The sequence below is a fragment of the Streptomyces sp. NPDC054975 genome (assembly GCF_053609105.1).
In genome coordinates this window covers 55,266-79,283 of sequence record NZ_JBSGWV010000022.1, presented here as the reverse complement: position 1 = coordinate 79,283, position 24,018 = coordinate 55,266, and the positions used below count along the sequence as shown (strand labels likewise).

The 24,018-nt window shown below is 71.8% G+C and carries 24 protein-coding genes; 14 read left to right on the top strand and 10 right to left on the bottom strand.

Annotated elements, in window-relative coordinates; genetic code table 11:
* Nucleotides 1-55: 55 nt before the first annotated feature.
* On the bottom strand, nt 56-1,138 hold the full coding sequence (locus tag ACWF79_RS20655) for an NADH:flavin oxidoreductase/NADH oxidase (protein ID WP_453729560.1): 1,083 nt from the start codon (nt 1,136-1,138) through the stop codon (nt 56-58).
* A 131-nt stretch (nt 1,139-1,269) separates the two neighbouring features.
* Between ACWF79_RS20655 and ACWF79_RS20650 the strand changes: the two genes are divergently transcribed.
* Nucleotides 1,270-1,617 (top strand): ArsR/SmtB family transcription factor, encoded by a 348-nt coding sequence (locus tag ACWF79_RS20650; protein WP_453729559.1) that lies wholly within the window; start codon nt 1,270-1,272, stop codon nt 1,615-1,617.
* Nucleotides 1,618-1,756: 139 nt separating this feature from the next.
* Here the strand turns inward: ACWF79_RS20650 and ACWF79_RS20645 are convergent, their stop codons facing one another.
* On the bottom strand, nt 1,757-3,148 hold the full coding sequence (locus tag ACWF79_RS20645) for an FAD-dependent oxidoreductase (protein ID WP_453729558.1): 1,392 nt from the start codon (nt 3,146-3,148) through the stop codon (nt 1,757-1,759).
* A 135-nt stretch (nt 3,149-3,283) separates the two neighbouring features.
* Nucleotides 3,284-3,973, bottom strand: a complete 690-nt coding sequence (locus tag ACWF79_RS20640; protein ID WP_453729557.1) for a DUF305 domain-containing protein — start codon at nt 3,971-3,973, stop codon at nt 3,284-3,286.
* A gap of 98 nt (nt 3,974-4,071) precedes the next feature.
* Here ACWF79_RS20640 and ACWF79_RS20635 point away from each other — a divergent pair, with 98 nt between their 5' ends.
* Complete coding sequence (locus ACWF79_RS20635; protein ID WP_453729556.1) at nt 4,072-5,616, top strand: LVIVD repeat-containing protein; 1,545 nt, start codon at nt 4,072-4,074, stop codon at nt 5,614-5,616.
* Here ACWF79_RS20635 and ACWF79_RS20630 read toward each other — a convergent pair.
* From ACWF79_RS20630 to ACWF79_RS20615, 4 genes are all read right to left on the bottom strand, one after another.
* Complete coding sequence (locus ACWF79_RS20630) at nt 5,577-6,266, bottom strand: TetR/AcrR family transcriptional regulator (RefSeq protein ID WP_453729555.1); 690 nt, start codon at nt 6,264-6,266, stop codon at nt 5,577-5,579. The two genes, ACWF79_RS20635 and ACWF79_RS20630, sit on opposite strands and share 40 nt — an antisense overlap.
* Before the next feature lie 129 nt (nt 6,267-6,395).
* The gene (locus tag ACWF79_RS20625) at nt 6,396-7,082 is read right to left on the bottom strand and encodes a phosphatase PAP2 family protein (protein ID WP_453729554.1); all 687 of its coding nucleotides are present in this window, start codon (nt 7,080-7,082) and stop codon (nt 6,396-6,398) included.
* A 54-nt stretch (nt 7,083-7,136) separates the two neighbouring features.
* The gene (locus tag ACWF79_RS20620) at nt 7,137-8,075 is read right to left on the bottom strand and encodes a M56 family metallopeptidase (RefSeq protein WP_453729553.1); all 939 of its coding nucleotides are present in this window, start codon (nt 8,073-8,075) and stop codon (nt 7,137-7,139) included.
* 283 nt (nt 8,076-8,358) lie between these two features.
* On the bottom strand, nt 8,359-8,925 hold the full coding sequence (locus ACWF79_RS20615) for a DUF5134 domain-containing protein (protein WP_453729552.1): 567 nt from the start codon (nt 8,923-8,925) through the stop codon (nt 8,359-8,361).
* A gap of 147 nt (nt 8,926-9,072) precedes the next feature.
* On the opposite strand from ACWF79_RS20615, the gene ACWF79_RS20610 reads away from it, so the two are divergent.
* Nucleotides 9,073-9,624, top strand: a complete 552-nt coding sequence (locus ACWF79_RS20610) for a GNAT family N-acetyltransferase (RefSeq protein WP_453729551.1) — start codon at nt 9,073-9,075, stop codon at nt 9,622-9,624.
* A gap of 48 nt (nt 9,625-9,672) precedes the next feature.
* Here ACWF79_RS20610 and ACWF79_RS20605 read toward each other — a convergent pair whose 3' ends face one another.
* A complete protein-coding gene (locus tag ACWF79_RS20605) occupies nt 9,673-10,356 on the bottom strand; it encodes a glycerophosphodiester phosphodiesterase (protein ID WP_453729550.1) in 684 nt (227 codons plus the stop codon).
* 374 nt (nt 10,357-10,730) lie between these two features.
* On the opposite strand from ACWF79_RS20605, the gene ACWF79_RS20600 reads away from it, so the two are divergent.
* The 5 genes from ACWF79_RS20600 (at nt 10,731) to ACWF79_RS20580 (ending at nt 15,424) form a co-directional block, all read left to right on the top strand.
* On the top strand, nt 10,731-12,137 hold the full coding sequence (locus ACWF79_RS20600) for a DUF6421 family protein (RefSeq protein ID WP_453729549.1): 1,407 nt from the start codon (nt 10,731-10,733) through the stop codon (nt 12,135-12,137).
* 29 nt (nt 12,138-12,166) lie between these two features.
* Complete coding sequence (locus ACWF79_RS20595) at nt 12,167-12,925, top strand: SDR family NAD(P)-dependent oxidoreductase (RefSeq protein ID WP_453729587.1); 759 nt, start codon at nt 12,167-12,169, stop codon at nt 12,923-12,925.
* Nucleotides 12,904-14,010 carry a threonine aldolase family protein gene (locus ACWF79_RS20590; RefSeq protein ID WP_453729548.1) on the top strand — a complete coding sequence of 369 codons (1,107 nt, stop codon included), beginning with the start codon at nt 12,904-12,906 and terminating at the stop codon, nt 14,008-14,010. The genes ACWF79_RS20595 and ACWF79_RS20590 overlap by 22 nt, the downstream gene beginning before the upstream one ends.
* Before the next feature lie 84 nt (nt 14,011-14,094).
* Nucleotides 14,095-14,691 carry a transglutaminase domain-containing protein gene (locus ACWF79_RS20585; RefSeq protein ID WP_453729547.1) on the top strand — a complete coding sequence of 199 codons (597 nt, stop codon included), beginning with the start codon at nt 14,095-14,097 and terminating at the stop codon, nt 14,689-14,691.
* A 40-nt stretch (nt 14,692-14,731) separates the two neighbouring features.
* The gene (locus ACWF79_RS20580; RefSeq protein ID WP_453729546.1) at nt 14,732-15,424 is read left to right on the top strand and encodes a B3/B4 domain-containing protein; all 693 of its coding nucleotides are present in this window, start codon (nt 14,732-14,734) and stop codon (nt 15,422-15,424) included.
* A 92-nt stretch (nt 15,425-15,516) separates the two neighbouring features.
* On the opposite strand, the gene ACWF79_RS20575 is transcribed toward ACWF79_RS20580, so the two are convergent.
* A complete protein-coding gene (locus ACWF79_RS20575; protein ID WP_453729545.1) occupies nt 15,517-16,239 on the bottom strand; it encodes a lysophospholipid acyltransferase family protein in 723 nt (240 codons plus the stop codon).
* Nucleotides 16,240-16,474: 235 nt separating this feature from the next.
* On the opposite strand from ACWF79_RS20575, the gene ACWF79_RS20570 reads away from it, so the two are divergent.
* From ACWF79_RS20570 to ACWF79_RS20545, 6 genes are all read left to right on the top strand, one after another.
* Nucleotides 16,475-16,792, top strand: coding sequence for a TlpA family protein disulfide reductase (locus ACWF79_RS20570; RefSeq protein ID WP_453729544.1), 318 nt, complete (start codon nt 16,475-16,477; stop codon nt 16,790-16,792).
* Nucleotides 16,793-16,989: 197 nt separating this feature from the next.
* Entirely contained in the window at nt 16,990-17,583 is a 594-nt protein-coding gene (locus ACWF79_RS20565; RefSeq protein ID WP_453729543.1) for a flavin reductase family protein, read from the top strand.
* A 190-nt stretch (nt 17,584-17,773) separates the two neighbouring features.
* On the top strand, nt 17,774-18,559 hold the full coding sequence (locus tag ACWF79_RS20560) for an electron transfer flavoprotein subunit beta/FixA family protein (protein ID WP_453729542.1): 786 nt from the start codon (nt 17,774-17,776) through the stop codon (nt 18,557-18,559).
* Between the two features lie 58 nt (nt 18,560-18,617).
* Nucleotides 18,618-19,580, top strand: coding sequence for an electron transfer flavoprotein subunit alpha/FixB family protein (locus ACWF79_RS20555; RefSeq protein ID WP_453729541.1), 963 nt, complete (start codon nt 18,618-18,620; stop codon nt 19,578-19,580).
* 159 nt (nt 19,581-19,739) lie between these two features.
* Nucleotides 19,740-21,038: a DUF6986 family protein gene (locus ACWF79_RS20550; RefSeq protein WP_453729540.1), complete on the top strand. Its 1,299-nt coding sequence runs from the start codon at nt 19,740-19,742 to the stop codon at nt 21,036-21,038.
* 85 nt (nt 21,039-21,123) lie between these two features.
* On the top strand, nt 21,124-22,893 hold the full coding sequence (locus ACWF79_RS20545; protein ID WP_453729539.1) for a serine/threonine-protein kinase: 1,770 nt from the start codon (nt 21,124-21,126) through the stop codon (nt 22,891-22,893).
* A 31-nt stretch (nt 22,894-22,924) separates the two neighbouring features.
* Here ACWF79_RS20545 and ACWF79_RS20540 read toward each other — a convergent pair whose 3' ends face one another.
* Complete coding sequence (locus ACWF79_RS20540; RefSeq protein WP_453729586.1) at nt 22,925-23,905, bottom strand: LacI family DNA-binding transcriptional regulator; 981 nt, start codon at nt 23,903-23,905, stop codon at nt 22,925-22,927.
* Nucleotides 23,906-24,018: the final 113 nt, after the last annotated feature.

Here is a 24,018-nt window from a genome sequence, read left to right as displayed (position 1 = left end):
GGCGCCCGGAACGGCTTCTCCCCAGGTGGGAGGCGTGTTCCGGATCGGCGAAGGCTCAGATCGCCCAGGCGTACTGCGTCGGGGCGTGGGTGCTCGCGCCCAGCTCCCGCGCCGCCCGGCGGGCCCAGGAGGCGTCGCGGAGCAGCTCCCGCCCGAGCAGGACGGCGTCGGCCTCGCCGTTGGCGACGATCTTCTCCGCCTGTCCGCTCTCCGTGATCAGCCCGACGGCGGCGACCGGCAGACCCGTCTCGGCCTTCACGCGGGCGGCGAAGGGCACCTGGTAGCCAGGGCCGACGGGGATCCGGGCCGGGCCTCCGTTGCCGCCGCTGGAGACGTCCAGGAGGTCGACGCCGTGCGCGTGCAGGAGGCGCGCGAAGCGGACGGTGTCGTCGGCGGTCCAGCCCTGGTCCTCCAGCCAGTCGGTGGCCGAGATCTTGAAGAAGACCGGCAGCTCCTCGGGCCACGCGCTCCGGATGGCGTCCACGACGTCCAGGGCGAGTCGGGTGCGGTTCTCGAAGGAGCCGCCGTAGGCGTCGGTGCGGTGGTTGGCGTACGGGGAGAGGAAGCTGCTGATCAGGTAGCCGTGCGCGCCGTGCACCTCGACGACCTCGAAACCGGCGGTGCGGGCGCGCCGGGCGGCGTCGGCGAACTGCCCCGGGATCTGCTGGATCTGCTCGACGGTCATCTCGGTAGGGACGGGGTGGCCCTCCGCGAAGGCGAGGGGGCTCGGGCCGAGCGGCTGCCAGCCGTGCCCGTCGGGGCCGACCGGCCCGCGACCGTCCCAGGGGCGCTTCGTGGACGCCTTGCGGCCGCCGTGCCCGAGCTGGATGCCGGGCACCGTGCCGTGCTCCTTCAGGAACCGGGCGATCCGGCTCAGCGCCTCCGCCTGGGTGTCGTTCCAGATGCCGAGGTCGGCGGGGCTGATCCGGCCCTCGGGGGAGACGGCGGTCGCCTCGACGAGGATCAGGCCCGTGCCGCCGGTGGCGCGGGAGGCGTAGTGGGCGAAGTGCCAGTCGTTCGGCACGCCCGCGTTCGGGCCGGACGCCTCCGCCGAGTACTGGTCCATGGGAGCCATCCAGACCCGGTTCGGGATGGTCAGCGACCGCAGGGTGTAGGGCTCGAACAGGGCGACGCTCATGACGGACTCCTCAGGCGGGGGCCTTGCGGACGGCCCCTCGGGGTCTTCGTACGATAGCCGTCGTAGTACGGCGACTGTCAAACTACGAGGATTATCGTACAATGGCGGCTTCCGGATGAAGTGGAGCCGCCGTGACGACCGCGACCAAGCCCCGGGTCCTGGACCACCCCACGCGGGAGGAGATACGCCTGGAGGGCGTGCTGCACGCGCTCTCGGACACGGTGCGGCTGCGGATCGTCAGCGACATGGCGCAGGCGGACGCCGAGGTGAGCTGCTCGTTCTTCGAACTCCCGGTGACCAAGTCGACGCGCACGCACCACTTCCGGGTACTGCGCGAGAGCGGCGTCATCGAGCAGGTCTACCGCGGCACGGCCAAGCTGAACGCCCTCCGCCGCGACGACCTGGACACCCTCTTCCCGGGCCTCCTCGACAGCATCCTCCACGCGACGTCGGCCCAGACGTCCCGCCTGGTGCACTAGACCGGCCTGCCTGCCGGACCCCTTGTCGCCCCGCCCCGTCGGACATCAGGCCAGGGCGGAGGCCTTCCGACGGTCCTCCCCGGGCGGACGCGCCTCCCGGGGCCCCGCCCCGCCCTCGTAGTCCGGGTCCCGTCCTGCCTCACGTCCCCCTCGTGGCCTCGTGGGCCGCGGCCCGTAGGCCGGCCCAGTCGGGGATCTTGACGCGGCCGCGGCCCAGGGCGTGGCCGAGGGCGGATTCGGCCTCCTCGATGGAGAGCCAGCCGCGCCAGGCGACCGGTTCGTGGCCCAGTGCCCGCAGGGCGTCGAGCGGGTCGCCCGCGAGGCGGCGGTCGGCCAGGGCCGGTGCGTCGGCGAGGAGCGAGGTCACCGTCTCCTTCGCGCAGGGGCGGTTCGTGCCGATGACGCCCGTCGGCCCGCGCTTGATCCAGCCCGCCACGTACTCGCCGAGCGACGGAGCGCCGTCGCGGAGCACCCGCCCCGCCTCGTTCGGGACCGTGCCCCGGGCCTCGTCGAAGGGCAGCCCGGGCAGCGGGACGCCCTTGTACCCGACCGCCCGCAGGACCAGTTGGGCCTCGATCTCCTCGTAGCGGCCGGTGCCTCGCACACCCCCGGCGCCGTCCGGTTCGGTCCGCTCGAAGCGGACCGCCGCCACCCGGCCGGCCTCGCCGAGCAGCTCCACGGGCCGCAGGAAGAACCGCAGCCGGATCCCGCGCGCCGCCTCGGCCCCGGGCTCCGCGCCCGCCTCGGCCTCCGCCCAGCCCCGGACGACCTCCACGTTCCGCCGGTTCACGGCCGGCAGGCCCGACGGGTCGGCGTAGGACGGGTCAAGGGCCAGGTCCGCCGGGTCCACGCGCACCCGCGCGCCCGGCAGCCCGCCCAGCTCCCGCAGCTCCTTCGTCGTGAACTTGGCCTGCCCGGGGCCGCGTCGGCCCACCATGTGCACCTCGCGCACCCGGCTGGCCTCCAGCGCCCGCAGCGCGCCCTCGGGCACGTCCGTGGTCCGCAGCTCGTCCGCTCCTCGCGCCAGGATCCGGGTGACGTCCACGGCCACGTTGCCGACCCCGATCACCACCGCCGAGCGGCCACCCAGACCGCCTCCGGCGCCGGCACCCGCGAAACCGTTCTCCACCGCGTCCGGGTGCGCGCTGTACCAGGAGACGAAGTCCGTCGCCGAGTACGAGCCCGCCAGATCCTCGCCCGGCACCCCGAGCCGCCGGTCCCGCGCCGCGCCCACGCAGTACACGACCGCGTGGTACAGCTCCAGGAGGCGGGCCGGGGTCAGCCCACGCGCCCCGACCTCCACGTCCCCGACGAAGGCGATCCGCTCCTCCTCCAGGACCGCCCGGAGGTTCTGCTGGAGCGACTTGATCTTCTCGTGGTCGGGCGCGACCCCGTAGCGGACCAGGCCGTACGGGCAGGGCAGCCGGTCCAGGACGTCGACCCGTATCCCGGGCACCACCGACTGCTGGACCAGCGACTGGGCCGTGTAGACCCCGCTGGGCCCGGATCCGACGACAGCGACACGAAGCACGTCCGTACTCCTTCCCGCCGCGGGGCAGCTGCCCGCCGAGAGGCTTCCAGCATCCCACCGCAAGCCCCCCGAGGGGAGGTGTGCGACACGACGCGAGGCCGCGTCCGGCCTCGCGTCGGGACCCCCGGGCGCTCGCTACATCGCCCGCATCCGGTTGATCTCCGCCGTCTGCTGCGCGATCACGTCGCTCGCCATCTCCTCCACGAGCACGTTGTTCCCGCTCCCGAGCACCTCGGCGGCCATCGTCACAGCGCCCTCGTGGTGCGTGATCATCAGCTTCAGGAACAGCTCGTCGAACGCCGTGCCCTTCGCCTGCCGCAGCTGCGCGAGCTGCGCCTCGGTCGCCATCCCCGGCATCGTGTGATGGTCGTGACCGCTCTGCTCGCGCGGGCCGCCGTTGTTCTTCAGCCACCCCTCCATCGCGCCGATCTCCGGCTGCTGCGCCGCCGTGATCCGTTCCGCCAACTTCTTGACCTGCGCCGATGCGGCCCGCTCCGGGACCAGCGCGGTCATCGTCAGCGCCTGCCGGTGGTGGACGATCATCATCTGCGCGTAACCGAAGTCCGCCGCGTTGGGCTTGTCGTCCGGCAGCAGCTTGGAGGCCTCGGCGGGGGATATCCGCCGCGCCGGTTCGCCCGGCTTCCCCGGTGCCACGACCGCGGGTTCCGTGGACGCCTTGCCCTGCGGCGCCTTCCCGCCGGGCTCCGAGTCGCAGGCGGCCAGGGCCAGGACGGCGACGGCGCTCAGCGCCACGGCGACGGTTCCGCGGATGCGACGGCGGTTCAACAAGGCGACCTCCACGGCGTATTGATCAAAAACCTGCATGACATGTCTGTTGCCATCTGTTGAGATGTGCACGCTAAGGACGATACTGCCGGGGTCCAACAACCGTTCAACTACGAACGGATACAAGGGAGGACGGAGTGACTTCGTTGCGAACCACGCGCACCACGCGTACCCCGCGCGCTCGGATCAGAGGCCTGGGCGTGGCGACCGCCGCAGCCGGACTGCTGGTCAGCCTGCTCGCGGCCGGACCCGCGGCCGCCACGCCCGACCCGGGTGACGCTCCCGTACAGGGCACGGTCTCCTCGGAACAGGCGGCCGAAGCACGGTCCGCGATCCAGAGCGGCGAGATACCCGGAGTGGACGAGATCGTCCACAGCGACAACATCAAGCACCTCGTGAACATCCCCAAGGACGCTCTGGCGGGAACCAACTCCGACCTCGCGTTCCAGGGCAAGTACGCCTTCGCGGGCAACTACGACGGCTTCCGGATCTTCGACATCAGCAACCCGCGCGCCCCGAAGACGGTCGCTCAGGTCCTCTGCCCCGGATCGCAGAACGACATCTCCGTCTCCGGCAACCTCGTCTTCCTCTCCACCGACTCCTCCCGCAGCGACAACTCCTGTGCCAGCGTCAGCCAGCCGGCCACGGAGAAGTCCTCCTGGGAGGGCATGAAGATCTTCGACATCAGCGACATCCGCAACCCGAAGTACGTCGCGGCCGTCGAGACCGCGTGCGGCTCGCACACCCACACGCTGGTGCCGAAGAAGCGGGACGTCTACGTCTACGTCTCCTCCTACTCGCCCAACACCGCCTTCCCGGACTGCCAGCCGCCGCACGACGGCATCTCGGTCATCAAGGTGCCCCGCAAGGCGCCCGAGAAGTCGGCGATCGTCTCCTTCCCCGTCCTCTTCCCCGGTGAGGGCCCGGACGGCGGCGGCAACCCGGGCGGTCCGACCAACCCGGGCGTCTCCAAGACCACCGGCTGCCACGACATCACCGTGCTGCCCGGCAAGGACATCGCGGCCGGCGCCTGCATGGGCGACGGCATCCTCTTCGACATCGAGGACCCCGAGCGCCCGAAGGTCATCGACCAGGTCCAGGACAACGTCAACTTCGCGTTCTGGCACTCGGCGACCTTCAACCAGAAGGCCAACAAGGTCGTCTTCACGGACGAGCTCGGCGGCGGCGGCGCGGCCACCTGCAACGCGGCCGTGGGCCCGAACCGGGGCGCCGACGGCATCTACGACATCGTCGGCAAGGGCAAGAAGAGCAAGCTCGTCTTCCGCAGCTACTTCAAGATCCCGCGCCACCAGGCCGACACCGAGAACTGCGTCGCCCACAACGGCTCGCTGATCCCGGTCAAGGGCAAGGACATCATGGTCCAGGCCTGGTACCAGGGCGGTCTCTCCGTCTGGGACTTCACCGACTCCGCCAAGCCCAAGGAGATCGCCTTCTTCGAGCGCGGCCCGATCTCCGCGGACCGGCTCGTCGGTGGTGGTTCCTGGTCGGCGTACTACTACAACGGCTACATCTACTCGAACGACATGGCCAAGGGCTTCGACGTCCTCAGGCTCGACGACCGTCGCACGGACGCGGCGAAGTGGGTGCGGATGGACGAGCTCAACGTCCAGACGCAGCCGGACTACTTCGACGACTTCGACGGCGGTTGGGGCGACGACTGACGCGGCACCCGGTGCGGTAACACCGCGGCCGTGAAAGGCATGCCGTCGGGCGGATCCCCGTCCGGCGGCATGCCCTGCTCCCAGTCGAGTCCGTACCGCTGGAACAGCTCCGCCCGTAGTCGCGACACCGGCATCGGCGCCCCCGGCAGCAGCACCGCGACGACCGCGCCCATCAGCAGCGCCCGCAGCAGCGGATAGTCCGCGTCCACGTTCGCCGAGCCGTACCGGGTCACCGTGTCGCGCAGCAGGAACGCCAGCCGCTGCTGCTCCGGGCACTGCACGAACCCCTCGGCCTGCAGGATGCCCGCCATGTGCGTCCGCATCAGCACCGGACGGTCGACGGCCAGTCCCAGGATCGCGTCGATGGCCCGCGCCATCCGCTCCCGCCCGTCCTGCGTACGGGGCTCCCGCTCCAGCGCCTCCTCCAGCGTGAGGTGCATCAGCCGGTGCACGGCCGACTGCAGCAGGTGGCGTTTGCCCGGGAAGTAATACGAGATCAGTCCGCGCGCCGAACCCGCCCGCTCGGCGATGTCGCCCAACGTCGTCGCCTCGTAGCCGCGCTCCGACACGAGCTCGACGGTGGCCTGGAGCAGTCGCTCGCGCGAGCGTCGCCGGAGCTCTTCATTGACCGATGGGCTACGCGGGGACATGCTTAACTCCTGCGTTGACTGGCTCGCAGCCAATATACTCAGCGCAGCCTGCTGTCGCGCCTTCGTGGCTGGTCAGCGGGTTGGCCGTCTGTTCTGGGCGACGCGGGGGATCGTCCAGAACAGGCGGCTTCACGTCGTTTCTCCCATTTTGCTCTGGTTCGGGCCCGATGTGGCCGGCCGGACGGATTTCAGGCCGTCCCTGCCGTAGCGGCGGTGCGTGACGATCGCCACAGCGACGACGCACCAGCCGAGCAGCCAGCCCGCGACGACGTCCGAAAGCCAGTGCACACCCAGATAGAGCCGGGTCCACCCCGCACCGGCCACCGACACGAGCGCCGCCACCGCGAGCACGCTCCAGCCGCGCCAGGACTCCCGCCAGTGCAGCGCGAGCACCCACAGCAGCAGCCCACACCCCACCACCACCGTCGTCGCGTGCCCCGAGGGGAAGGACGCGAAGTGCGCCGAGTCGACAGGATTCGGCCAGCCGGGCCGGTCCCGGTCGAGCGCGGCCTTCAGTGCCTGCTGTACGCCCCCCGCCACCAGGAGCGCCCCCGCCAGCCACAGGGCGAGCGACCGTTCGCGCCACCGCCACACCACCAGCGCCGCGAGAAGGACCAGCGCGCGCATCGTCCATGGATCCCACACCCAGTCGGACAGGACGCGATTGAACTGGGTGAACCCGGGCTCGGCGTGGGCGCTGCGGTGCAACGAGTCGGCGACGGACCGGTCCAGGGAGAGAAGCGGCGACCACCCGACCTCCACGAGCACGAGCAGCACGACGAGCAGAGCACCGGAGACCACCGCGGAGGAACGCATGAGCCGATCTTCCCCGACCCGCGCGCCGACGCGGAGCCACCCACGCTGTGCGGGCTATCCGAGCGCCCTCAACGCGGGGACGAACGCCACGAGGACGGGCACCACGGGCACCAGGGCGGCGGCGGCCGTCAGCCGCAGCCGCCGCACCGGCGTGAGCCGGGGGGCGGCCGTGAGGAGCCGGTGCACCCGCCGGGGGAGGTCCGCCGTGCCCGAGGCCGTACCCGGGCCGAACACCCCACGCTCCTCGTTGAGTTCGACCAGCGCAAGGGCGATCGTCAGCCGCCCGAACCGCCGCGAGGCGACGTCGTCGGCCGCCAGCTCCACCAGCCGGTGCATCTGGTCACGGAAGGCCGCGAAGACCGGAATGCCGGGGAAGCCGTTCGCCAACGCGCCCGAACAGTGCAGCAACCAGTCGTGGCGTGCCCGGGCGTGTCCCTGCTCGTGGGCGAGGACCGCGTCCAACTGACGACCCTTCAGCCGGCGTAGCGCCGCCGTCGTGATGACCAGCTGGGGCGTGGTGCCCGGCAGCCACCACGCGTCCGGCCGCTCGCCCTCCAGGACGACGAGCGGCTCGCTTCCGGGCTCCTCGCCGGGCAACAGCGGGGAGCGGACGAGCAGTTCGCAGCGCCGCCGCCGACGGCGGGCGCGCGCCCCGCGGATCTCCCGGGTGAGCATCGCGCCGGTCCACAGGCCGCCGCAGGCGAGGATCACGGCGAGCGCCGCCGACCACGGCTGGTGGGTGCCCAGTTCGTACGCCTCGATCACCTGGCGCGGCGCGGGTGCGAAGACCTGGCCGCGCACCACGTGCCAGGCGGCGGCCGCGCTGAACGTCATCGACAGCGCGAAGCACAGCAGCACCGCCGCCACCACGCACTGCCACACCCAGAGCGCCACCACGGGCTCGCGTTCTCCCCAGTCGGACCGCGCGAGCAGTCGTGGGGCCGCGACGGCGGTCAGGACGCCGAGCGCGAGCAACGCGAGGGAGACCAACATGGAGTCAGCCTATGAGGGCGTGCTACGCGGGGGTAACGCCCTGACGCGCCAAGTGACGTACGCCACGGATTCGTGCCACCCGAACCGCCGCCCGGACCGGCCGCGCGAACCCACCCGAACCGGCCGTCGGAACTGGGCCGGGCCGACCGCCCGGACCAGCGGCCCGAACCTGCCCGGACCAGCGGCCCGAAGCTGCCCGGACCAGCCGCCCGAACCGGCCGTCCGGACCCGCCCGGCCCGCCGCCCGAACCGGCCGCCCGGCCCGAGCCACCGCCTGGGCGGCTCACAGCGTGACGAGCATCGCCAGCATCGCGAGGGCCATCGACAGCCGGCACACGAGCGTGAACTCCGGCCGCGCGACCCACACCGGCGTAGGGCCGCCCCCGGTCCCCGCCACCGCGGCCGGCCCCGTGACCGGGACGAGCCGCGCGCCCGAGCGGAGCACGTACGCGACGTAGTAGACGAGCAGCGCACCCGTCACCAGCGGCACGCCCCCGCCGCCCCCGTGGCCGCCGTGCGCGGCCCCGTGGCCGCCGGCGGGCCACGCCATGTAGACCATCGCCAGCGAACCCACCAGGTGGTGCAGATGGTGTGTACCGCGCCGCACCGAGGCGAGCGCCTGCAGGGCCGCCGCCCCGAACACCGCCGCGTACACCGCCCATGACCAGGCGGGCAGGGTCACGACCGTCGTGGGCAGCGCCATCGCCGCCATCCCGACCCCCATCACCGCCTCGCCCGCGGCCGTCCTGCGCTCCTCTCCCACACAGCGGCGCGCCCGCAGCGCGCAGTAGACGGCGCTCGCCCCGCACAGGGCCAGCAACAGCCAGGCCGTCAGGGCCGGTCCGTGCACGGCACACCTCCCCGTGGTGTCGTCCTCCGGGTCGATTCCCGCACCCGGACCGGCGCACGCGAGCGCACAGGCGTACGGGGGGAGCACACCCCGAGCGCGTTACGCTCGGGGGGATCGTCAGCGCCCCCGAGGGGAGACCCGAACAGCATGGACACCGCCACGCCCCAGGACACCGACCGGATCGCCTACCGCGACGCGGTGGAGGACGACATCCCGGTCCTCGTGCCCCTCGTCGAGTCGGCGTACCGGGGCGATTCCAGCCGGGCCGGCTGGACCACGGAGGCGGACATCCTGCAGGGGCAGCGGACCGACGAGGAGGGCGTGCGCGCCGTCATCACCACGCCGGGCAGCCGGCTGCTGGTGGTGGAGCGGGGCGACGAGATCGTCGCCTGCTGCCAGCTCGAACACCGCGGCGAGGCCGCCTACTTCGGCATGTTCGCCGTGCGCCCCGAGCTCCAGGGCGCGGGCCTCGGCCGCCGGATCATCGAGGAGGCGGAGCGCAGGGTGCGCGAGATCTGGGGCGTGCGTGAGATGCACATGACCGTGATCTCGGTGCGCGAGGAGCTCATCGCCTGGTACGAGCGGCGCGGCTACCGCCGTACGGGCCGGATGACCCCGTTCCCGTACGGCGACGAGCGCTTCGGCGTCCCGCAGCGGGACGGCCTGCAGTTCGAGCTCCTGGTGAAGCCACTGGTCTGAGACCGGCGCGCGCGACCCGGCCCCGCCGGGTCCCGCGCGGCGCCTGGCTCAGGCCGTGAAGCGGCCGGTGCGGCGGATCTCGGGGTAGTCCGTCGTCGCGCCGTCCAGCTCCAGGGCGCGGACGAGCCGCAGGTGCTCCTGGGTGTTGACCACCCAACCGATCACCCGCAGCCCTTCCTGGTGGGCGTGCTCGACCGTCTCCAGGGTGAGGTTGCGGATGCTGAGGACGAGCGCCCCGGCGCCGACGGCCTTCGCCCGGTCCACGATGTCCGGGCCCCACTCCTCGGCGACCAGCGCGGTACGGACACCCGGGACCAGACGCGCGACCTCGGCGAGGGCCTCGTCGTGGAAGGAGAGGACCTCCACGCGGCCGACCAGGTCGCGCCGGAGCATCACCTCGGCGAGCGCCCGGGCGGCCGCCGCGTCCTTGATCTCCGCCTGGAGCGGGGCCCGCACCGCGTCCAGGACCTCCTCGAAGACGGGGACGCGCTCGCCGTTCCCGGCGTCCAGCTCGCGCAGCTCCGCGAGGGTCTTCTCGGCGATCGGGCCGCTGCCGTCGGTGGTCCGGCCGACGTCCGGGTCGTGCATGACGACGAGGGCGCCGTCCTTGCTCAGGTGCAGGTCCAGCTCGATGACGTCCATGCCGCACTGTTCGGCGCGGACGAAGGAACGCAGGGTGTTCTCGGGCTCGACGCCCATGACACCGCGGTGACCGATGGTGAGGAAACTCAAGATCTTCTCGCTTCCGTCGATGTCCGGGCCCAGGTCCCTCCGGGCTCCCGGTGCGGCTCGGGGCGCAGCCTAATGACTTCACCGGAAGAAGGAAGCGCATGCGCGCGGGGCGTCGGAACCCACCCCTCCGACGTACGCGCCCGCGCGTGACAGGACCACCGCCGCCGCTCCGTCGCCGCCCACCCGGCCCACGAGCGCCGCCCTTCGGGGGTGGGGGCGGCAGCGGCGGATGCGAGCGCCTCAGCGCTGTCCGGCAGGAAAATTAACGGTGACCATGGGGGTGTCGCAGGATAATTTCTCTTGCTCCCCTTGTCCGGAGGAACCGCGGACGGATACGGTGTCTTAACGCGAGGTTCTCCTGTGGAGGAAGTGAAATGACGGAAATTCTTGTGCAGGACGTGACCGGTGAGGGAACGGCTGCCGCTGCTCCGGTGGTCGAGCACCCTGCCTGGCCCGAGCTCAAGAATGCCGTGGAGGAGATCCGTCCCTGGCAGAACAAGGACGGCTCCATAGACTTCGAGGCCGACGGCGCGCCCTCGGCCGACCACGCCCGTGCCACGGTCGAGCGGATCGTCACGGCCGTCGAGAAGCTCTCCCCGCTGCTGCCGCACGACGCGGCGTACCACCGCGCGCTCGTCACCGACCTGCGCAAGTGGGCCGAGGGCGGCTTCGAGGTGCCGGACTTCCTGGACTCCCTGCTCGCCTTCCAGCCGGCCGCCGACCGCAAGGACGGGCTCCAGCACCTGGCGCTCTTCCCGATGTACACCCAGAACGGCAACCCGGACCGCAACCTCGAAGCGGTCGTGCTGCGCATGGTCTGGCCGGAGTGGCTCTCCGAGCTGGAGCGCACCCGCTACGACAACCCGCTGTTCTGCGGCATCACCTTCGAGGACTTCACCGCCGGTTACGACACCAACTCGGCCGTCCTCTTCCCCGAGACCATCGCCGTGCGCGAGGCCCCCGAGCGCTTCAGCTGGGGCGGCATCTTCTGCGACCGCGAGGCCGCCCGCTTCCGCAAGGTCACCGAGGCCGCCGTGGACATCCTGGGCATCGAGCTGCCCGAGGACATCGCCGCCATGGTCGAGGACCAGAAGCGCTGCGAGGCCGCCTTCGTGCTCTGGGACATGGTCCACGACCGCACCCACAGCCACGGTGACCTGCCGTTCGACCCCTTCATGATCAAGCAGCGCCAGCCGTTCTGGATGTACGGCCTGGAGGAGCTGCGCTGCGACCTCACCGCCTTCAAGGAGGCCGTGAAGCTGGAGGCCGAGGGCAACGCCCACGGACGTGACGTGCAGTACGCCGTGCTCTTCGACCGGATGTTCCGCTTCCCGGTCACCGGTGACCGCAACCGCAACTACGACGGTCTGGGCGGCCAGCTCCTCTTCGCGTACCTCCACAAGCACGACGTCGTGCGCTGGACGGACAACACGCTGAAGATCGACTGGCAGCGCGCCCCCGAGGTCACCAACCAGCTCTGCGCCGAGATCGAGAAGCTGTACCGCGACGGCATCGACCGTCCGAAGCTGGTCCACTGGTTCAAGGCGTACGAGCTCGTCTCCACCTACCTCGCCCCGCACCCCGGATCGCGCTGGGCCAAGGGCCCCGACGCCCTGGACCTGACCCAGCCGCCGCGCAAGCTCGTGGACGACGTGCTTCCGGACGAGTTTCCGCTCAGCATGTTCTATGAGGCCCTCTCCAAGAAGCTGAAGGGCGTGATCGCCTCCACCAAGGGCATCACCGCCGCCAACGCTTCGCGGGCCGAGCAGGCTGCCGCGTGAACACTGTCACGGAGGAGGAGGGGACGACCATGAACGCCAACGGGAACGGCGGGCCGCTGGAGGGTGCCGTCATCGCGGTCGCGGGAGCGGCCGGTCCTGCCGGGCGGGCGGCGCTGCTGCGCCTCGCCGAAGCCGGCGCCACCGTCGTCGGCGCCGACGCCGACCCGGCGCGCCTCGCCGAGGCGGTCGACGCCGCCCGGTACGCGCACGGCGGCGCCACGGTCATCGGCGACACGGTCGACCTGCTCGACCTCGGCGCGGCCCGGGAGTGGGCCGACAAGACCGAGAAGGAGTTCGGCCGGATCGACGGCCTCGTCCACCTCGTCGGCGGCTGGCGCGGCAGCGCGACCTTCGCCGAGACCGACCTGGCCGACTGGACCTTCCTGGAGAAGCTCCTCATCCGCACCGTCCAGTCCACCTCGCTCGCCTTCCGCGAGCCGCTGCTCCGCAGCGACCGCGGACGCTACGTGCTGATCAGCGCCGCCGGCGCCTCCAAGCCGACCGCCGGCAACGCGGCGTACGCCGCCGCCAAGGCCGCGGCCGAGGCCTGGACGCTCGCCCTGGGCGACGACTTCCGTAAGGCGGGGGGCGAGGACGGCCCGAAGGCGGCGGCTGCGATCCTGGTGATCAAGGCACTGGTGCACGACGCCATGCGCGCCGAGCGCCCGAATGCGAAGTTCGCGGGCTTCACCGACGTGAAGGATCTGGCCGACGAGATCGCCTCCGTCTGGGAGCGGCCCGCACAGGAAGTGAATGGACAGCGTCTGTGGCTGACCCCCAAGCCGTGACCCCGGCCCCGCAGGGCCTGCCCGCGAAGACCGACGCCCGTCGTCACCACGACCCGTCGGTCCGGGGCTTCGCGAGCGACAACTACGCCGGCGTCCACCCGGAGGTGCTCGCGGCCATCGCCCTCGCCAACGGCGGTCACCAGGTCGCGTACGGCGAGGACGAGTACACCGACCACCTCCAGCGGATCATGCACAGCCACTTCGGGCCGAGCGCGGAGGCCTTCCCGGTCTTCAACGGCACCGGGGCGAACGTCACCGCCCTGCAGGCGCTCACCGACCGCTGGGGCGCCGTGATCTGCGCCGAGTCCGCGCACATCAACGTGGACGAGGGCGGGGCCCCGGAGCGGATGGGCGGCCTCAAGCTGCTCACCGTGCCGACCCCGGACGGCAAGCTCACCCCCGAGCTGATCGACCGGCAGGCCTGGGGCTGGGAGGACGAGCACCGCGCGATGCCGCAGGTCGTCTCGATCACCCAGAACACCGAGCTGGGCACGGTCTACACCGTGGACGAGATCCGGGCCATCGTGGAGCACGCCCATGGCAAGGGCATGAAGGTGCACCTCGACGGCGCCCGGATAGCCAACGCGGCCGCCTCCCTGAACGTGCCGATGCGGGCGTTCACCAACGCGGTCGGCGTGGACGTGATCTCGTACGGCGGCACCAAGAACGGCATGATGTTCGGCGAGGCCGTGATCGTCCTCAACCCGGACGCCGTCAGCCACATGAAGCACCTGCGCAAGCTGTCCATGCAGCTCGCGTCCAAGATGCGGTTCGTCTCGGTCCAGCTGGAGGCGCTGCTCGCCAAGGACCTGTGGCTGCGCAACGCCCAGCACGCCAACGCGATGGCGCAGCGCCTCGCGGCCGGTGTGCGGGAGGTGGACGGGGTCGAGATCCTCTACCCGGTCCAGGCCAACGCGGTCTTCGCGCGGCTCCCGCACGAGGTGAGCACCCGGCTGCAGAAGCGGTTCCGCTTCTACTTCTGGGACGAGGCGGCGGGCGACGTGCGCTGGATGTGCGCGTACGACACCATGGAGGACGACGTCGACGCCTTCCTCCAGGCGTTGAAGGAGGAGATGGCGCGATAGCGCCCCTCCGAAGATCTACATAAGTATGCGACCGACCGGAAATCCATTGACTTCCGGTCGGTCGTCTTTCTAGGGTCCCCGGCTATGGAACTGATCCAACAGGACCCTGAGCTCTCCGCGTATCTCGTGGCTGACGAGGTCGTCGACCACGAGCACCCGCTCGTGCGGGAGACCGCCGCCGCGCTGCGCACACGGCACCCTGACGTATACGCATACGCCGAGGCCGCGTACGCGTTCGTGCGGGACGAGATCGCGCACTCCAGCGACATCGGCGACCCCCACGTCACCTGGCGCGCCTCCGACGTCCTCGCCCGGCGCGCCGGGATCTGTCACGCGAAGGCCCACGCGCTCGCCGCGCTGCTGCGTGCCGAGTCGATCCCGACGGGCCTCTGCTACCAGAAGTTCGAGGTGCTGCACGGGCTCGTCGCGATCCGGCTGCCGGAGGGCGGCGCGCCCTCGGGGGAGGAGGCATGGCATCGGCAGGATCCGCGCGGCGGGGAGCCGGGCCGCGAGGCGGCGTTCTCGCTGGAGGGGGAGCGGCTGGCCTTCCTGCCCGACCCGGAGTTCAATGAAGTGGACTACCCGGTGCTGTATGCTGTACCGCATCCGGGAGTGCTGAGCGCCATGCGGTCGGCGCGGGACAGCGAGGAGCTGTTGCGGATCCTTCCGGCCGACCTTTGACGCGCGGATCCTCCCGGCGACTTCTCACGCAAGGACGACGATGCCCCTCACCCTGACGGTCTCCGACGAAGTGCGTGCCCTCGTGCCCGGCTTCAGCCACCTCGCCATCGAGGCCCACGGCCTCGTCAACGGGCCCAGTGACGAGGCCAGTTCGGCCCTGCTCGACGACGCCGCCCGCCGCCTCGCCGAGCGGCTCGACGGCCGGACGCCCGAGCAGGACGCGCACATCGCGGCCTGGCGCGCCGCGTACACCGCGTTCGGCGCCAAGCCCTCCCGTACCCGCAACTCCGCCGAGGCGCTGGCCAGGCGAGCCCTCGCCGACGGTGGGCTGCCCCGTATCAACCGGCTGGTCGACGCCTACAACGCCATCAGCGTCGCGCACCTCGTCCCGGCCGGCGGCGAGGACCTCGACCGCATCCAGGGCGGCATGCGCCTCGTGCGGGCCGTCGGCGACGAGCCGTTCGTGACCGTGGCGGGCGGCGAGGAGACCGTGGAGCACCCGGAGCCGGGCGAGATCGTCTGGTGCGACGAGACGGGCGTCACCTGCCGCCGCTGGAACTGGCGCCAGGGGCCGCGTACCAGGATCGACGACACCACCGTGAACGCGATCTTCCTGCTGGAGTCGCTCGCACCCATGACGCGCGAGGAGCTGCTCACCGCGGGGGCGGAACTCACCGAGTCGCTGGAGAAGCTGAGCCCCGGCGCGCGGATCACCGTCCGCGACCCGGAGTAGCCGTCAGGGGCGCGCGGGCGCGTCGGCGCGCGGCCCGATGTCCGGAGTGACGTTTCGGCGCGGGCTGCCCGCCCGCGCGCCGGGCGCGGCCGTCAGCCGGCGTCCTTCACCTCGGCCGGGGTCGGAGCCGTACCGCCGAGGTGGGCAGGCACCCACCAGGTGTCGCTCGCGTCCTTGGGGCGTACGGGATAGGCGCGCTGCGCCGCCTCGAGAAGCTCCTGGACCCGCTCACGCAGTCGACGGGTGATGGCGCCCGCGTACTGGTCCGCCGGCGCCTCCACCGGCTCGCCCACCCGGATCGTCACCGGGATGTGGCTGCGCTTGAAGTTCCGCGGCCGACCCTTGGTCCAGACCCGCTGCGTGCCCCAGAGCGCCATCGGGATCAGCGGCACCCCGGCCTCCTGCGCGAGCCGCGCCGCACCCGACTTGAAGCTCTTCAGCGTGAAGGACTGCGAGATGGTCGCCTCGGGGAAGACGCCGATGATCTCGCCGGCCCGCAGCGACTCCAGCGCGTGCTTGTAGGCGTGCTCGCCCTGCGAGCGGTCCACCGGGATGTGCTTCATGCCGCGCATCAGCGGGCCCGACACCTTGTGCCGGAACACCGAGTCCTTGGCCATGAAGCGGACGAGCCGCTTCTGCGGCAGTGCGGCCAGGCCCGTGAAGATGAAGTCCAGATAGCTGATGTGGTTGCTGACGAGCACCGCACCGCCGGTCCGCGGGATGTGCTCCGAACCCTGCGTGTCGATCTTGAGGTCCAGTGCCTTGAACATGGTCAGGGCGGCACCGATGACCGGCCGATACACGAGTTCTGCCATCTGAGAGGAGCCCCTTCTTCTGTGCCTGGGGAGGGTTCTCCCGGCGGAAGTTACGCAGCCGTAGGTTTCCGGCTTTGGGAGATCGTGCCCCATGTGGGCCCTGCTGACCAGTCCTGACGGCTTCGCACGGAGAGATAATCGTCACGCCCGGTGGCCGTGACGGGAATCGTTCGGCGGTCGTGGACGCTGCACGGGGGAGTGGTGGGCGACCGGGAGACGACAGGGAGACGGAGACATGGCGGGAGACGGAGTCGGCCTCGGTGCCGAGGCGGGGATCGAGCTGGGGGAGCGGGCGACCCTCGTCCAGTTCTCCACGGCCTTCTGCCAGCCCTGCCGCGCCACGCGGCGCACGCTCGCCGAGGTCGCGGGGATGGTCGAGGGCGTGGGCCACGTCGAGATCGACGCCGAGGAGCGCCTCGACCTCGTACGGAAGTACGACATCGTCCGCACCCCCACCGTGCTCGTCCTCGACCGCGTCGGCCGGGTGGTCGTGCGGGCCTCGGGCCAGCCCCGGCGCGCGGACGTCATCGCCGCCCTGGGCCGGGCGGTCTGACGCGGTGACGCTTCTCCCACATGCCGGTACGCGCTTGACTGCATCGGCCATCGATCGTCACCCTGGCCGGGTGCCTTATGAACTCCTTCTCCACGGGCGGGCCCACGTCGACCTGGCCCGTCACGCGAGCGCGCGCTGTCCGGGTGTCTGAGAACCCCCGGATCCCCCGCACGTCGCCCTCGCAGAAGGACAGCTCCATGACGGTCTCGTCCGACCTCCGCACGATCGGCGCCCCTCGTCAGGCCCCTCGGACTTCTCCCGCCCGTGAGCCCTCTCCCGGCCATGAGCTCGCTTCCGCCGCAGAGGCGTCCGCCCCTGACGCCACTCCCGATCTCCTCCGCTCCGTCTTCCGGCGGCACGCGGCCGGGGTCGCGGTCGTCACCGCCCAGGGGGAGCGCCCCGTCGGGTTCACCGCCACCTCGCTCAACTCCGTCTCCGCCGAACCTCCTCTGATCTCCTTCGGTGTGGGCACGACGTCCTCCAGCTGGCCGGTCGTCTCCGAGGCCGAGCACATAGGCGTCCACGTCCTCGGCGAGCACCAGCGCGAGCTCGCCGAAACGTTCGCCCGCAGCGGGGCCGACCGGTTCGGCGCCCCCACTCGGTGGAGCGTCGGGCCCGAGGGTGTCCCGATCCTGGACGGAGTCCTCGCCTGGCTGGTGTGCCGGGTGGTGGCCCGCGTCCCCGCCGGGGACCATCGGATCGTGATCGCCCAGGTCGTCGCCGGAGACCCGAGCGGAGCGGGGCGGCCGCTCCTGTACCACCAGGGCCGCTTCAACGCTCTGCGTGACTGAGGGTTCCCTAACCCCGGCGTTGGCAAGGTCACACACCTGAGCGCTTGCTCACCGGTAACGGAACGGCTGTACTGGCGAGTAATATCCCGGTGGGTGCGGTCGGACGCCCCGACCGGAAACCCGCCCTTCAGGCGCCTATGCTGCGAGCAACAAGGCAGCCCAGTTATGACGATGCAGTAGGAGAGCCGGCGTGAGCTTGAGGATCGTTGTCTGTGTGAAGTACGTGCCCGACGCCACCGGCGACCGGCACTTCGCCGATGACCTGACCGTCGACCGCGACGACGTCGACGGCCTGCTGTCGGAGCTCGACGAGTACGCCGTCGAGCAGGCGCTGCAGATCGCGGAAGAGGCCGACGACGCCGAGGTCACCGTGCTCACGGTCGGCCCGGAGGACGCCAAGGACGCGCTGCGCAAGGCGCTCTCCATGGGCGCCGACAAGGCCGTCCACGTCGAGGACGACGACCTGCACGGCTCCGACGTCATGGGCACCTCGCTGGTGCTGGCCAAGGCGATCGAGAAGACCGGCTACGACCTCGTCATCGCCGGAATGGCCTCCACCGACGGCACCATGGGCGTCCTCCCGGCGATCCTCGCGGAGCGCCTGGGCGTCCCGCAGGTCACGCTGCTCTCCGAGGTCTCCGTCGAGGACGGCGTCGTCAAGGGCCGCCGCGACGGCGACAGCGCCTCCGAGCAGCTGGAGGCGTCCCTCCCGGCCGTCGTGTCGGTGACCGACCAGTCGGGCGAGGCGCGCTACCCGTCCTTCAAGGGCATCATGGCCGCCAAGAAGAAGCCGGTGGAGTCCCTGGAGCTCGACGACCTCGACATCGAGGCCGAGGAGGTCGGCCTGGCGGGTTCCTGGACCGCGGTCGACTCCGCCGCCGAGCGTCCGGCCCGCACCGCCGGAACGATCGTCAAGGACGAGGGCGAGGGCGGCAAGCAGCTGGCCGAGTACCTCGCGAGCCAGAAGTTCATCTAAGGGCTCGCGCGAGCCGCTGACGTCCGCCCCCTTTTCGTTCGCAGGAGATTGAATCCCCATGGCTGAGATTCTCGTCTACGTCGACCACGTCGACGGAGCCGTCCGCAAGCCCACCCTCGAGCTGCTGACGCTGGCCCGCCGCCTCGGCGACCCCGTCGCCGTCGCGCTGGGCAACGGCGCCGCCGACACCGCCGCCGCCCTCGCCGAGCACGGTGCCGTCAAGGTCCTCACCGCCGACGCCCCCGAGTTCGCCGAGTACCTCGTCGTCCCCAAGGTCGACGCGCTGCAGGCCGCCTACGAGGCCGTCTCCCCGGCCGCCGTGCTCGTGCCGTCCTCCGCCGAGGCCAAGGAGATCGCGGCCCGTCTCGCGGTCCGCATCGGCTCCGGCATCATCACCGACGCCGTGGACCTGGAGGCCGGTGACGAGGGCCCCGTCGCGACGCAGTCCGCGTTCGCCGCCTCCTTCACCACCAAGTCCCGTGTCTCCAAGGGCACCCCGGTCATCACGGTCAAGCCGAACTCGGCCCCCGTCGAGGCCGCCCCGGCCGCCGGCGCCGTCGAGGCGCTCGCCGTCACCTTCTCCGCCCAGGCCACCGGCACCAAGGTCACCGCGCGCACCCCGCGCGAGTCCACCGGCCGCCCGGAGCTGACCGAGGCCGCGATCGTCGTCTCCGGCGGCCGTGGCGTCAACGGCGCCGAGAACTTCTCGATCATCGAGGCGCTCGCCGACTCGCTCGGTGCCGCCGTCGGCGCCTCGCGCGCCGCCGTCGACGCCGGCTGGTACCCGCACTCCAACCAGGTCGGCCAGACCGGCAAGTCGGTCTCGCCGCAGCTGTACATCGCCTCCGGCATCTCCGGTGCGATCCAGCACCGCGCGGGTATGCAGACCTCGAAGACCATCGTGGCCATCAACAAGGACGCCGAGGCCCCGATCTTCGACCTCGTCGACTACGGCGTGGTCGGCGACCTCTTCGACGTCGTCCCGCAGCTGACCGAGGAGATCAAGACCCGCAAGGGCTAAGAGCTGACCTGCGGTTCTGTTCGGTCCGGGGGCCGCGTGGTGTTGATCACCGCGCGGCCCCCGGCCGTTTCGGACACCCATTGACGCAGGTCCCGACGGACTACTAACTTCGCTATACGGATTGTTGATTCCGTGAAGCGGAAAACAGGAGGATGTGGGATGGGTCAGCAGGAGAAGGTGTCGACGAGCCTCGCCGGAGCGGTCAGCGAGGGCATCAGCGCCTCCCTCGCAGCGGTGGACGCCGAGCTCGACCGGCGCTACCCCGGCGACCCGGGCACCCGCCAGCCCGTCCACACCGTCTACGTCCCCGGCAACGTCTTCGACGCCGGAACGATCCGTTCCTGGGGCGACCAGGCCCTCGCCGCCCTCGACGAGCACGCCCCCGACGCCGCCTCCTTCGCCGCCGTCCTCGGTCTCTCCGACGACCTCGCCGAGGACGTCTACGGCCGCGTACGGGCCAAGCTGGAGCGCGAGCCGATCGAGGACCTCCGGGTCGACTTCGAGGACGGCTACGCCGGAAAGGACGGGGCCGCCGAAGACGCCGACGCCGCCCGCGCCGCCCGCCTGATCTCGGCGGCGTACGAGAACGGCACCGCCGCCCCGTACATGGGCATCCGGATGAAGTGCATGGAGGCCGCCGTACGCGACCGCGGCATCCGCACCACCGACGTCTTCCTCACCGGGCTCCTGGAGAACGGCGGCCTGCCCGACGGCCTCGTCCTCACCCTCCCCAAGGTCACCTACCCCGAGCAGGTCTCGGCCTTCGTCCGGCTCCTGGAGGCCTTCGAGAAGGCCCACGGCCTGGACGCCGGCCGCCTGGGCTTCGAGATCCAGATCGAGACCAGCCAGTCCATCCTCGCCACCGACGGCACCGCCGCCGTCGCCCGCATGATCGGCGCCGCAGAGGGCCGCGCGACCGGACTGCACTACGGCACCTTCGACTACAGCGCCTGCCTGGGCGTCTCCGCCGCCTACCAGGCCAGCGACCACCCGGCCGCCGACCACGCCAAGGCGATCATGCAGGTCGCCGCCGCGGGCACGGGCGTACGCGTATCCGACGGCTCCACCAACGTCCTCCCCGTCGGCTCCACCGAGCACGTCCACGAGGCCTGGCGTCTGCACTACGGCCTCACCCGCCGCGCGCTCGCCCGCGCCTACTACCAGGGCTGGGACATGCACCCGGGCCACATCCCGACCCGGTACGCCGCCGTCTTCGCCTTCTACCGCGAGGGCTTCGAGGCCGCCGCCAAGCGCCTCTCCGCCTACGCCAACCACGCGGGCGGCGACGTCATGGACGAGCCCGCCACCGCGAAGGCGCTCAGCTCCTACCTCCTGCGCGGCATCGACTGCGGTGCCCTCGACACCTTCGAGGTCGACGCCCTCACCGGCCTCACCCGCGCCGACCTGGACCGCTTCGCGGCCCCGCGCCGCGGTGACCTGACGGCCACCGCCCAGTAACCACGCGGAACCACCCGCGCGGAGGTCACCACCGGGGCCCCGTACTCTGTACGCGTTCGAGCAGCCGACAGAGAACGGGGCATCGGTGTCTTCGGGGGAGAACGAGCGGCTGGCCGGCCGCTACCGCGTCGTGCGTCAACTGGGCCGCGGCGGCATGGGCGTCGTCTGGCGCGCCGTCGACGAGGTCCTCGGCCGCGAGGTGGCCGTCAAGGAACTGCGGGCGTACAACGACTCGTCGGGCCCCGAACTGGAGGACCTGCGCCTGAGGATGCAGCGCGAGGCGCGTGCCGCGGCCCGCGTACGGCATCCCGGGGTCGTCGCCGTCCACGACGTGACCGAGCACGAGGGCCGTCCGGTCATCGTCATGGAACTGGTCGACGGGCCCTCCCTCGACGGTGTGCTCGCCGACCGCGGCGTCCTCGACCCGAAGGAAGCCGCCCGGATCGGAGCCGCCGTCCTGGAGGCGCTGGCCGCCGCGCACGACGTCGGTGTGCTCCACCGTGACGTGAAGCCCGGCAACGTCCTCCTCGACAGGACCGGCAGGGTCGTCCTCACCGACTTCGGGATCGCCGCCATGGAGGATCCGGGTGACGGTTCCGCCACCCATCTGACCCGCAGCGGCGAGATCGTCGGCTCGCTGGACTACCTGGCGCCGGAGCGCGCCCAGGGGCAGCAGCCGGGACCCGCGTCCGACGTCTGGGCACTCGGCGCGACGCTGTACGCGGCCCTGGAGGGCACCTCGCCCTTCCGCCGCACGTCGACCTGGTCGACGCTGAACGCCATCGTCGTGGAGCCGCTCCCGGAGCCGCGCAGGGCCGGCGCCCTCGTGCCCGTCCTGCGACAGTTGCTGGACAAGGACCCGGCGCGCCGCCCCGACGCCAGGACGGCGGCACGGCTGCTCGCGGCGGTCGCCGAGGGCACTCAAGACGCCTCGAGCCCCGCCCCGGCATCCGGTGCCCCGGCGCCCGCGCCCGTGCCGACGGAGCCCAACGTCGTGCCGCACCGTCCCGAGGGCTTCGGGCCCGCCCTGCCGCACCCCGCCGAGGGGTTCGCCACCGCCGGCGGAGGTCTCCCGCCCGCCCCGACGGGCGCGAGCCCGGCGCACATGCCCGCTCCGGCACCTCGGGAGCCCGGGCGGAAGAGGTCGGCGCCGCTGGTCGCCGCCGCGGTCGCCGCCGTCCTGCTCGCGGGCGGCGGAGTGACGTACTCCCTGGTCGGCAAGGGAGGCGACGGCACGGGGCGGCAGCAACAGGCAGGCGGCCAGGCCTCACCGAGCAGCCCGGGGGCGAACCCCGGCCGCGCCCTCGACGGGGGCGGCGTGGAGGCGGGGAGTCCGTCCGCCGAGCCGTCGAAGTCCGGGCCCTCGAAGTCCGCGAAGCCCTCCCCGTCGGGCTCCTCGAAGGCACCCCTGCCGGGCTCCGGCAGCGGCGGTGCGGACGGCGGGACCACGACCGGCGGAACCGCCTCCGGCGGAGGGACGACGTCGGGTGGCAGCGGCACGACGGGCACGACCGGCGGCACGAGCACGGGTTCGACCACGACGAGCGGCGGCGGCTCGGCCACGGCTCCCGCGCCCGTCTGCCACTCACGGGGCGGCGGAAAGTACAACTGCGAGGTGTGGCGCACCGAGAAGACGTACCGGCACGACGGCAGCTCGGCAGGCATCCTCAACGCCGGCACCAACTACTTCTACTGCCAGGCCAATCTGGGCCGGCGTGAGACGTCCGGCGAGTGGACGAACGTCTGGTGGGCCAGGACCGACGACGACAGCGGCAACACCGATGTGTGGTTCAGCGTGGTGTACATCAAGGGCGGCGACAACGACGAGCCGGTGCCCGGCCTGCCGGTCTGCTGACGCCGTGGCTGTCGCCGTGGCCGGACACGACCTACGCCGGCGGCGGGATCTCGCCCGATCCGCGGGGGATCAGGCGGGTGTCCAGGACCACGCGGGCCGGCGGTTCGTCGAAGCCGTCCAGGCGGCGGAAGAGGCGCTCTGCGGCCGTCCGGCCGAGGGCTGCCGCGTCCTGGGCGATCACGGTGATGCCGAGCAGGTCGGCCAGCTCGATGTCGTCGAAGCCCACGAGCGCCACCGGGTGCGCGCGGCCGGCCAGGGCACGGACCGCTGTGACGGTGACCCGGTTGTTGCCCGCGAAGAGCGCCGTGACCGGCTCCGGGCCGGAAACCATCGCGGCCAGCGCCTCCCGTACGCGATCGGGGGCCGTCGGCCCGAGCGACACCCACGACGGGTCCACCGCCAGCTCCGCGTCCTCCATCGCCGCCCGGTAGCCGCGCAGGCGCTCCGTCGCCGTGTGGATCCGGGGCTGGTCGCCGATGAACCCGATCCGGCGGTGCCCGTGCGCGATCAGATGGGCCACTCCGGCGCGTGCGCCCCCGAAGCTGTCCGACAGGACGACGTCCGCGTCGATCCGGCCCGCCGGGCGGTCCACGAAGACGGTGGCGACACCGGCCTTGATCTCCGGTTCGAGGTAACGGTGGTCCGAACCCGCCGGGATGACGATCAGTCCGTCGACCCGCCGGGCGCAGAGCGCGAGTGCCAACTCCTGCTCCCGCTCCGGGTCCTCCGCGCTCGAACCGTTGATGAGCAGCGCTCCGTGGGCCCGGGCGACCTCCTCCACGGCGCGGCTGAGCGGACCGTAGAACGGGTCGGCGAGGTCCTCCAGGACCAGGCCCACCGAAGCCGTACGGCCCTTGCGCAGCACGCGCGCGCTGTCGTTGCGCCGGAAGCCGAGCGAGTCGATGGCCTCCTGCACGCGGCGCTCGGTGTCGGGCGTGACTCCCGGCTCGCCGTTGACGACGCGGGAGACCGTCTTGAGCCCGACCCCGGCCAAGGCGGCGACGTCCTTCATCGTGGGCCGATTGCCGTAGCGGTGCTCGGGGCGGCGGGCGGTGTCGGCCACAGTGTGCGCATCTCCTCGGTCTCGTCTCCGTCTCGTCCGAGCATAGGGCCTGGACAACGTTG

Bases quoted from the DNA above. Each gene is read 5' to 3' on its own strand.
- ACWF79_RS20655 (WP_453729560.1), bottom strand. From the start codon at position 1,138: ATGAGCGTCGCCCTGTTCGAGCCCTACACCCTGCGGTCGCTGACCATC.
- ACWF79_RS20630 (WP_453729555.1), bottom strand. From the start codon at position 6,266: ATGTCCCCGCGTAGCCCATCGGTCAATGAAGAGCTCCGGCGACGCTCG.
- ACWF79_RS20595 (WP_453729587.1), top strand. From the start codon at position 12,167: ATGAACGCCAACGGGAACGGCGGGCCGCTGGAGGGTGCCGTCATCGCG.
- ACWF79_RS20570 (WP_453729544.1), top strand. From the start codon at position 16,475: ATGGCGGGAGACGGAGTCGGCCTCGGTGCCGAGGCGGGGATCGAGCTG.
- ACWF79_RS20555 (WP_453729541.1), top strand. From the start codon at position 18,618: ATGGCTGAGATTCTCGTCTACGTCGACCACGTCGACGGAGCCGTCCGC.
- ACWF79_RS20600 (WP_453729549.1), top strand. From the start codon at position 10,731: ATGACGGAAATTCTTGTGCAGGACGTGACCGGTGAGGGAACGGCTGCC.
- ACWF79_RS20580 (WP_453729546.1), top strand. From the start codon at position 14,732: ATGCCCCTCACCCTGACGGTCTCCGACGAAGTGCGTGCCCTCGTGCCC.
- ACWF79_RS20620 (WP_453729553.1), bottom strand. From the start codon at position 8,075: ATGTTGGTCTCCCTCGCGTTGCTCGCGCTCGGCGTCCTGACCGCCGTC.
- ACWF79_RS20540 (WP_453729586.1), bottom strand. From the start codon at position 23,905: ATGAAGGACGTCGCCGCCTTGGCCGGGGTCGGGCTCAAGACGGTCTCC.
- ACWF79_RS20575 (WP_453729545.1), bottom strand. From the start codon at position 16,239: ATGGCAGAACTCGTGTATCGGCCGGTCATCGGTGCCGCCCTGACCATG.
- ACWF79_RS20610 (WP_453729551.1), top strand. From the start codon at position 9,073: ATGGACACCGCCACGCCCCAGGACACCGACCGGATCGCCTACCGCGAC.
- ACWF79_RS20640 (WP_453729557.1), bottom strand. From the start codon at position 3,973: ATGCAGGTTTTTGATCAATACGCCGTGGAGGTCGCCTTGTTGAACCGC.
- ACWF79_RS20625 (WP_453729554.1), bottom strand. From the start codon at position 7,082: ATGCGTTCCTCCGCGGTGGTCTCCGGTGCTCTGCTCGTCGTGCTGCTC.
- ACWF79_RS20565 (WP_453729543.1), top strand. From the start codon at position 16,990: ATGACGGTCTCGTCCGACCTCCGCACGATCGGCGCCCCTCGTCAGGCC.
- ACWF79_RS20585 (WP_453729547.1), top strand. From the start codon at position 14,095: ATGGAACTGATCCAACAGGACCCTGAGCTCTCCGCGTATCTCGTGGCT.
- ACWF79_RS20550 (WP_453729540.1), top strand. From the start codon at position 19,740: ATGGGTCAGCAGGAGAAGGTGTCGACGAGCCTCGCCGGAGCGGTCAGC.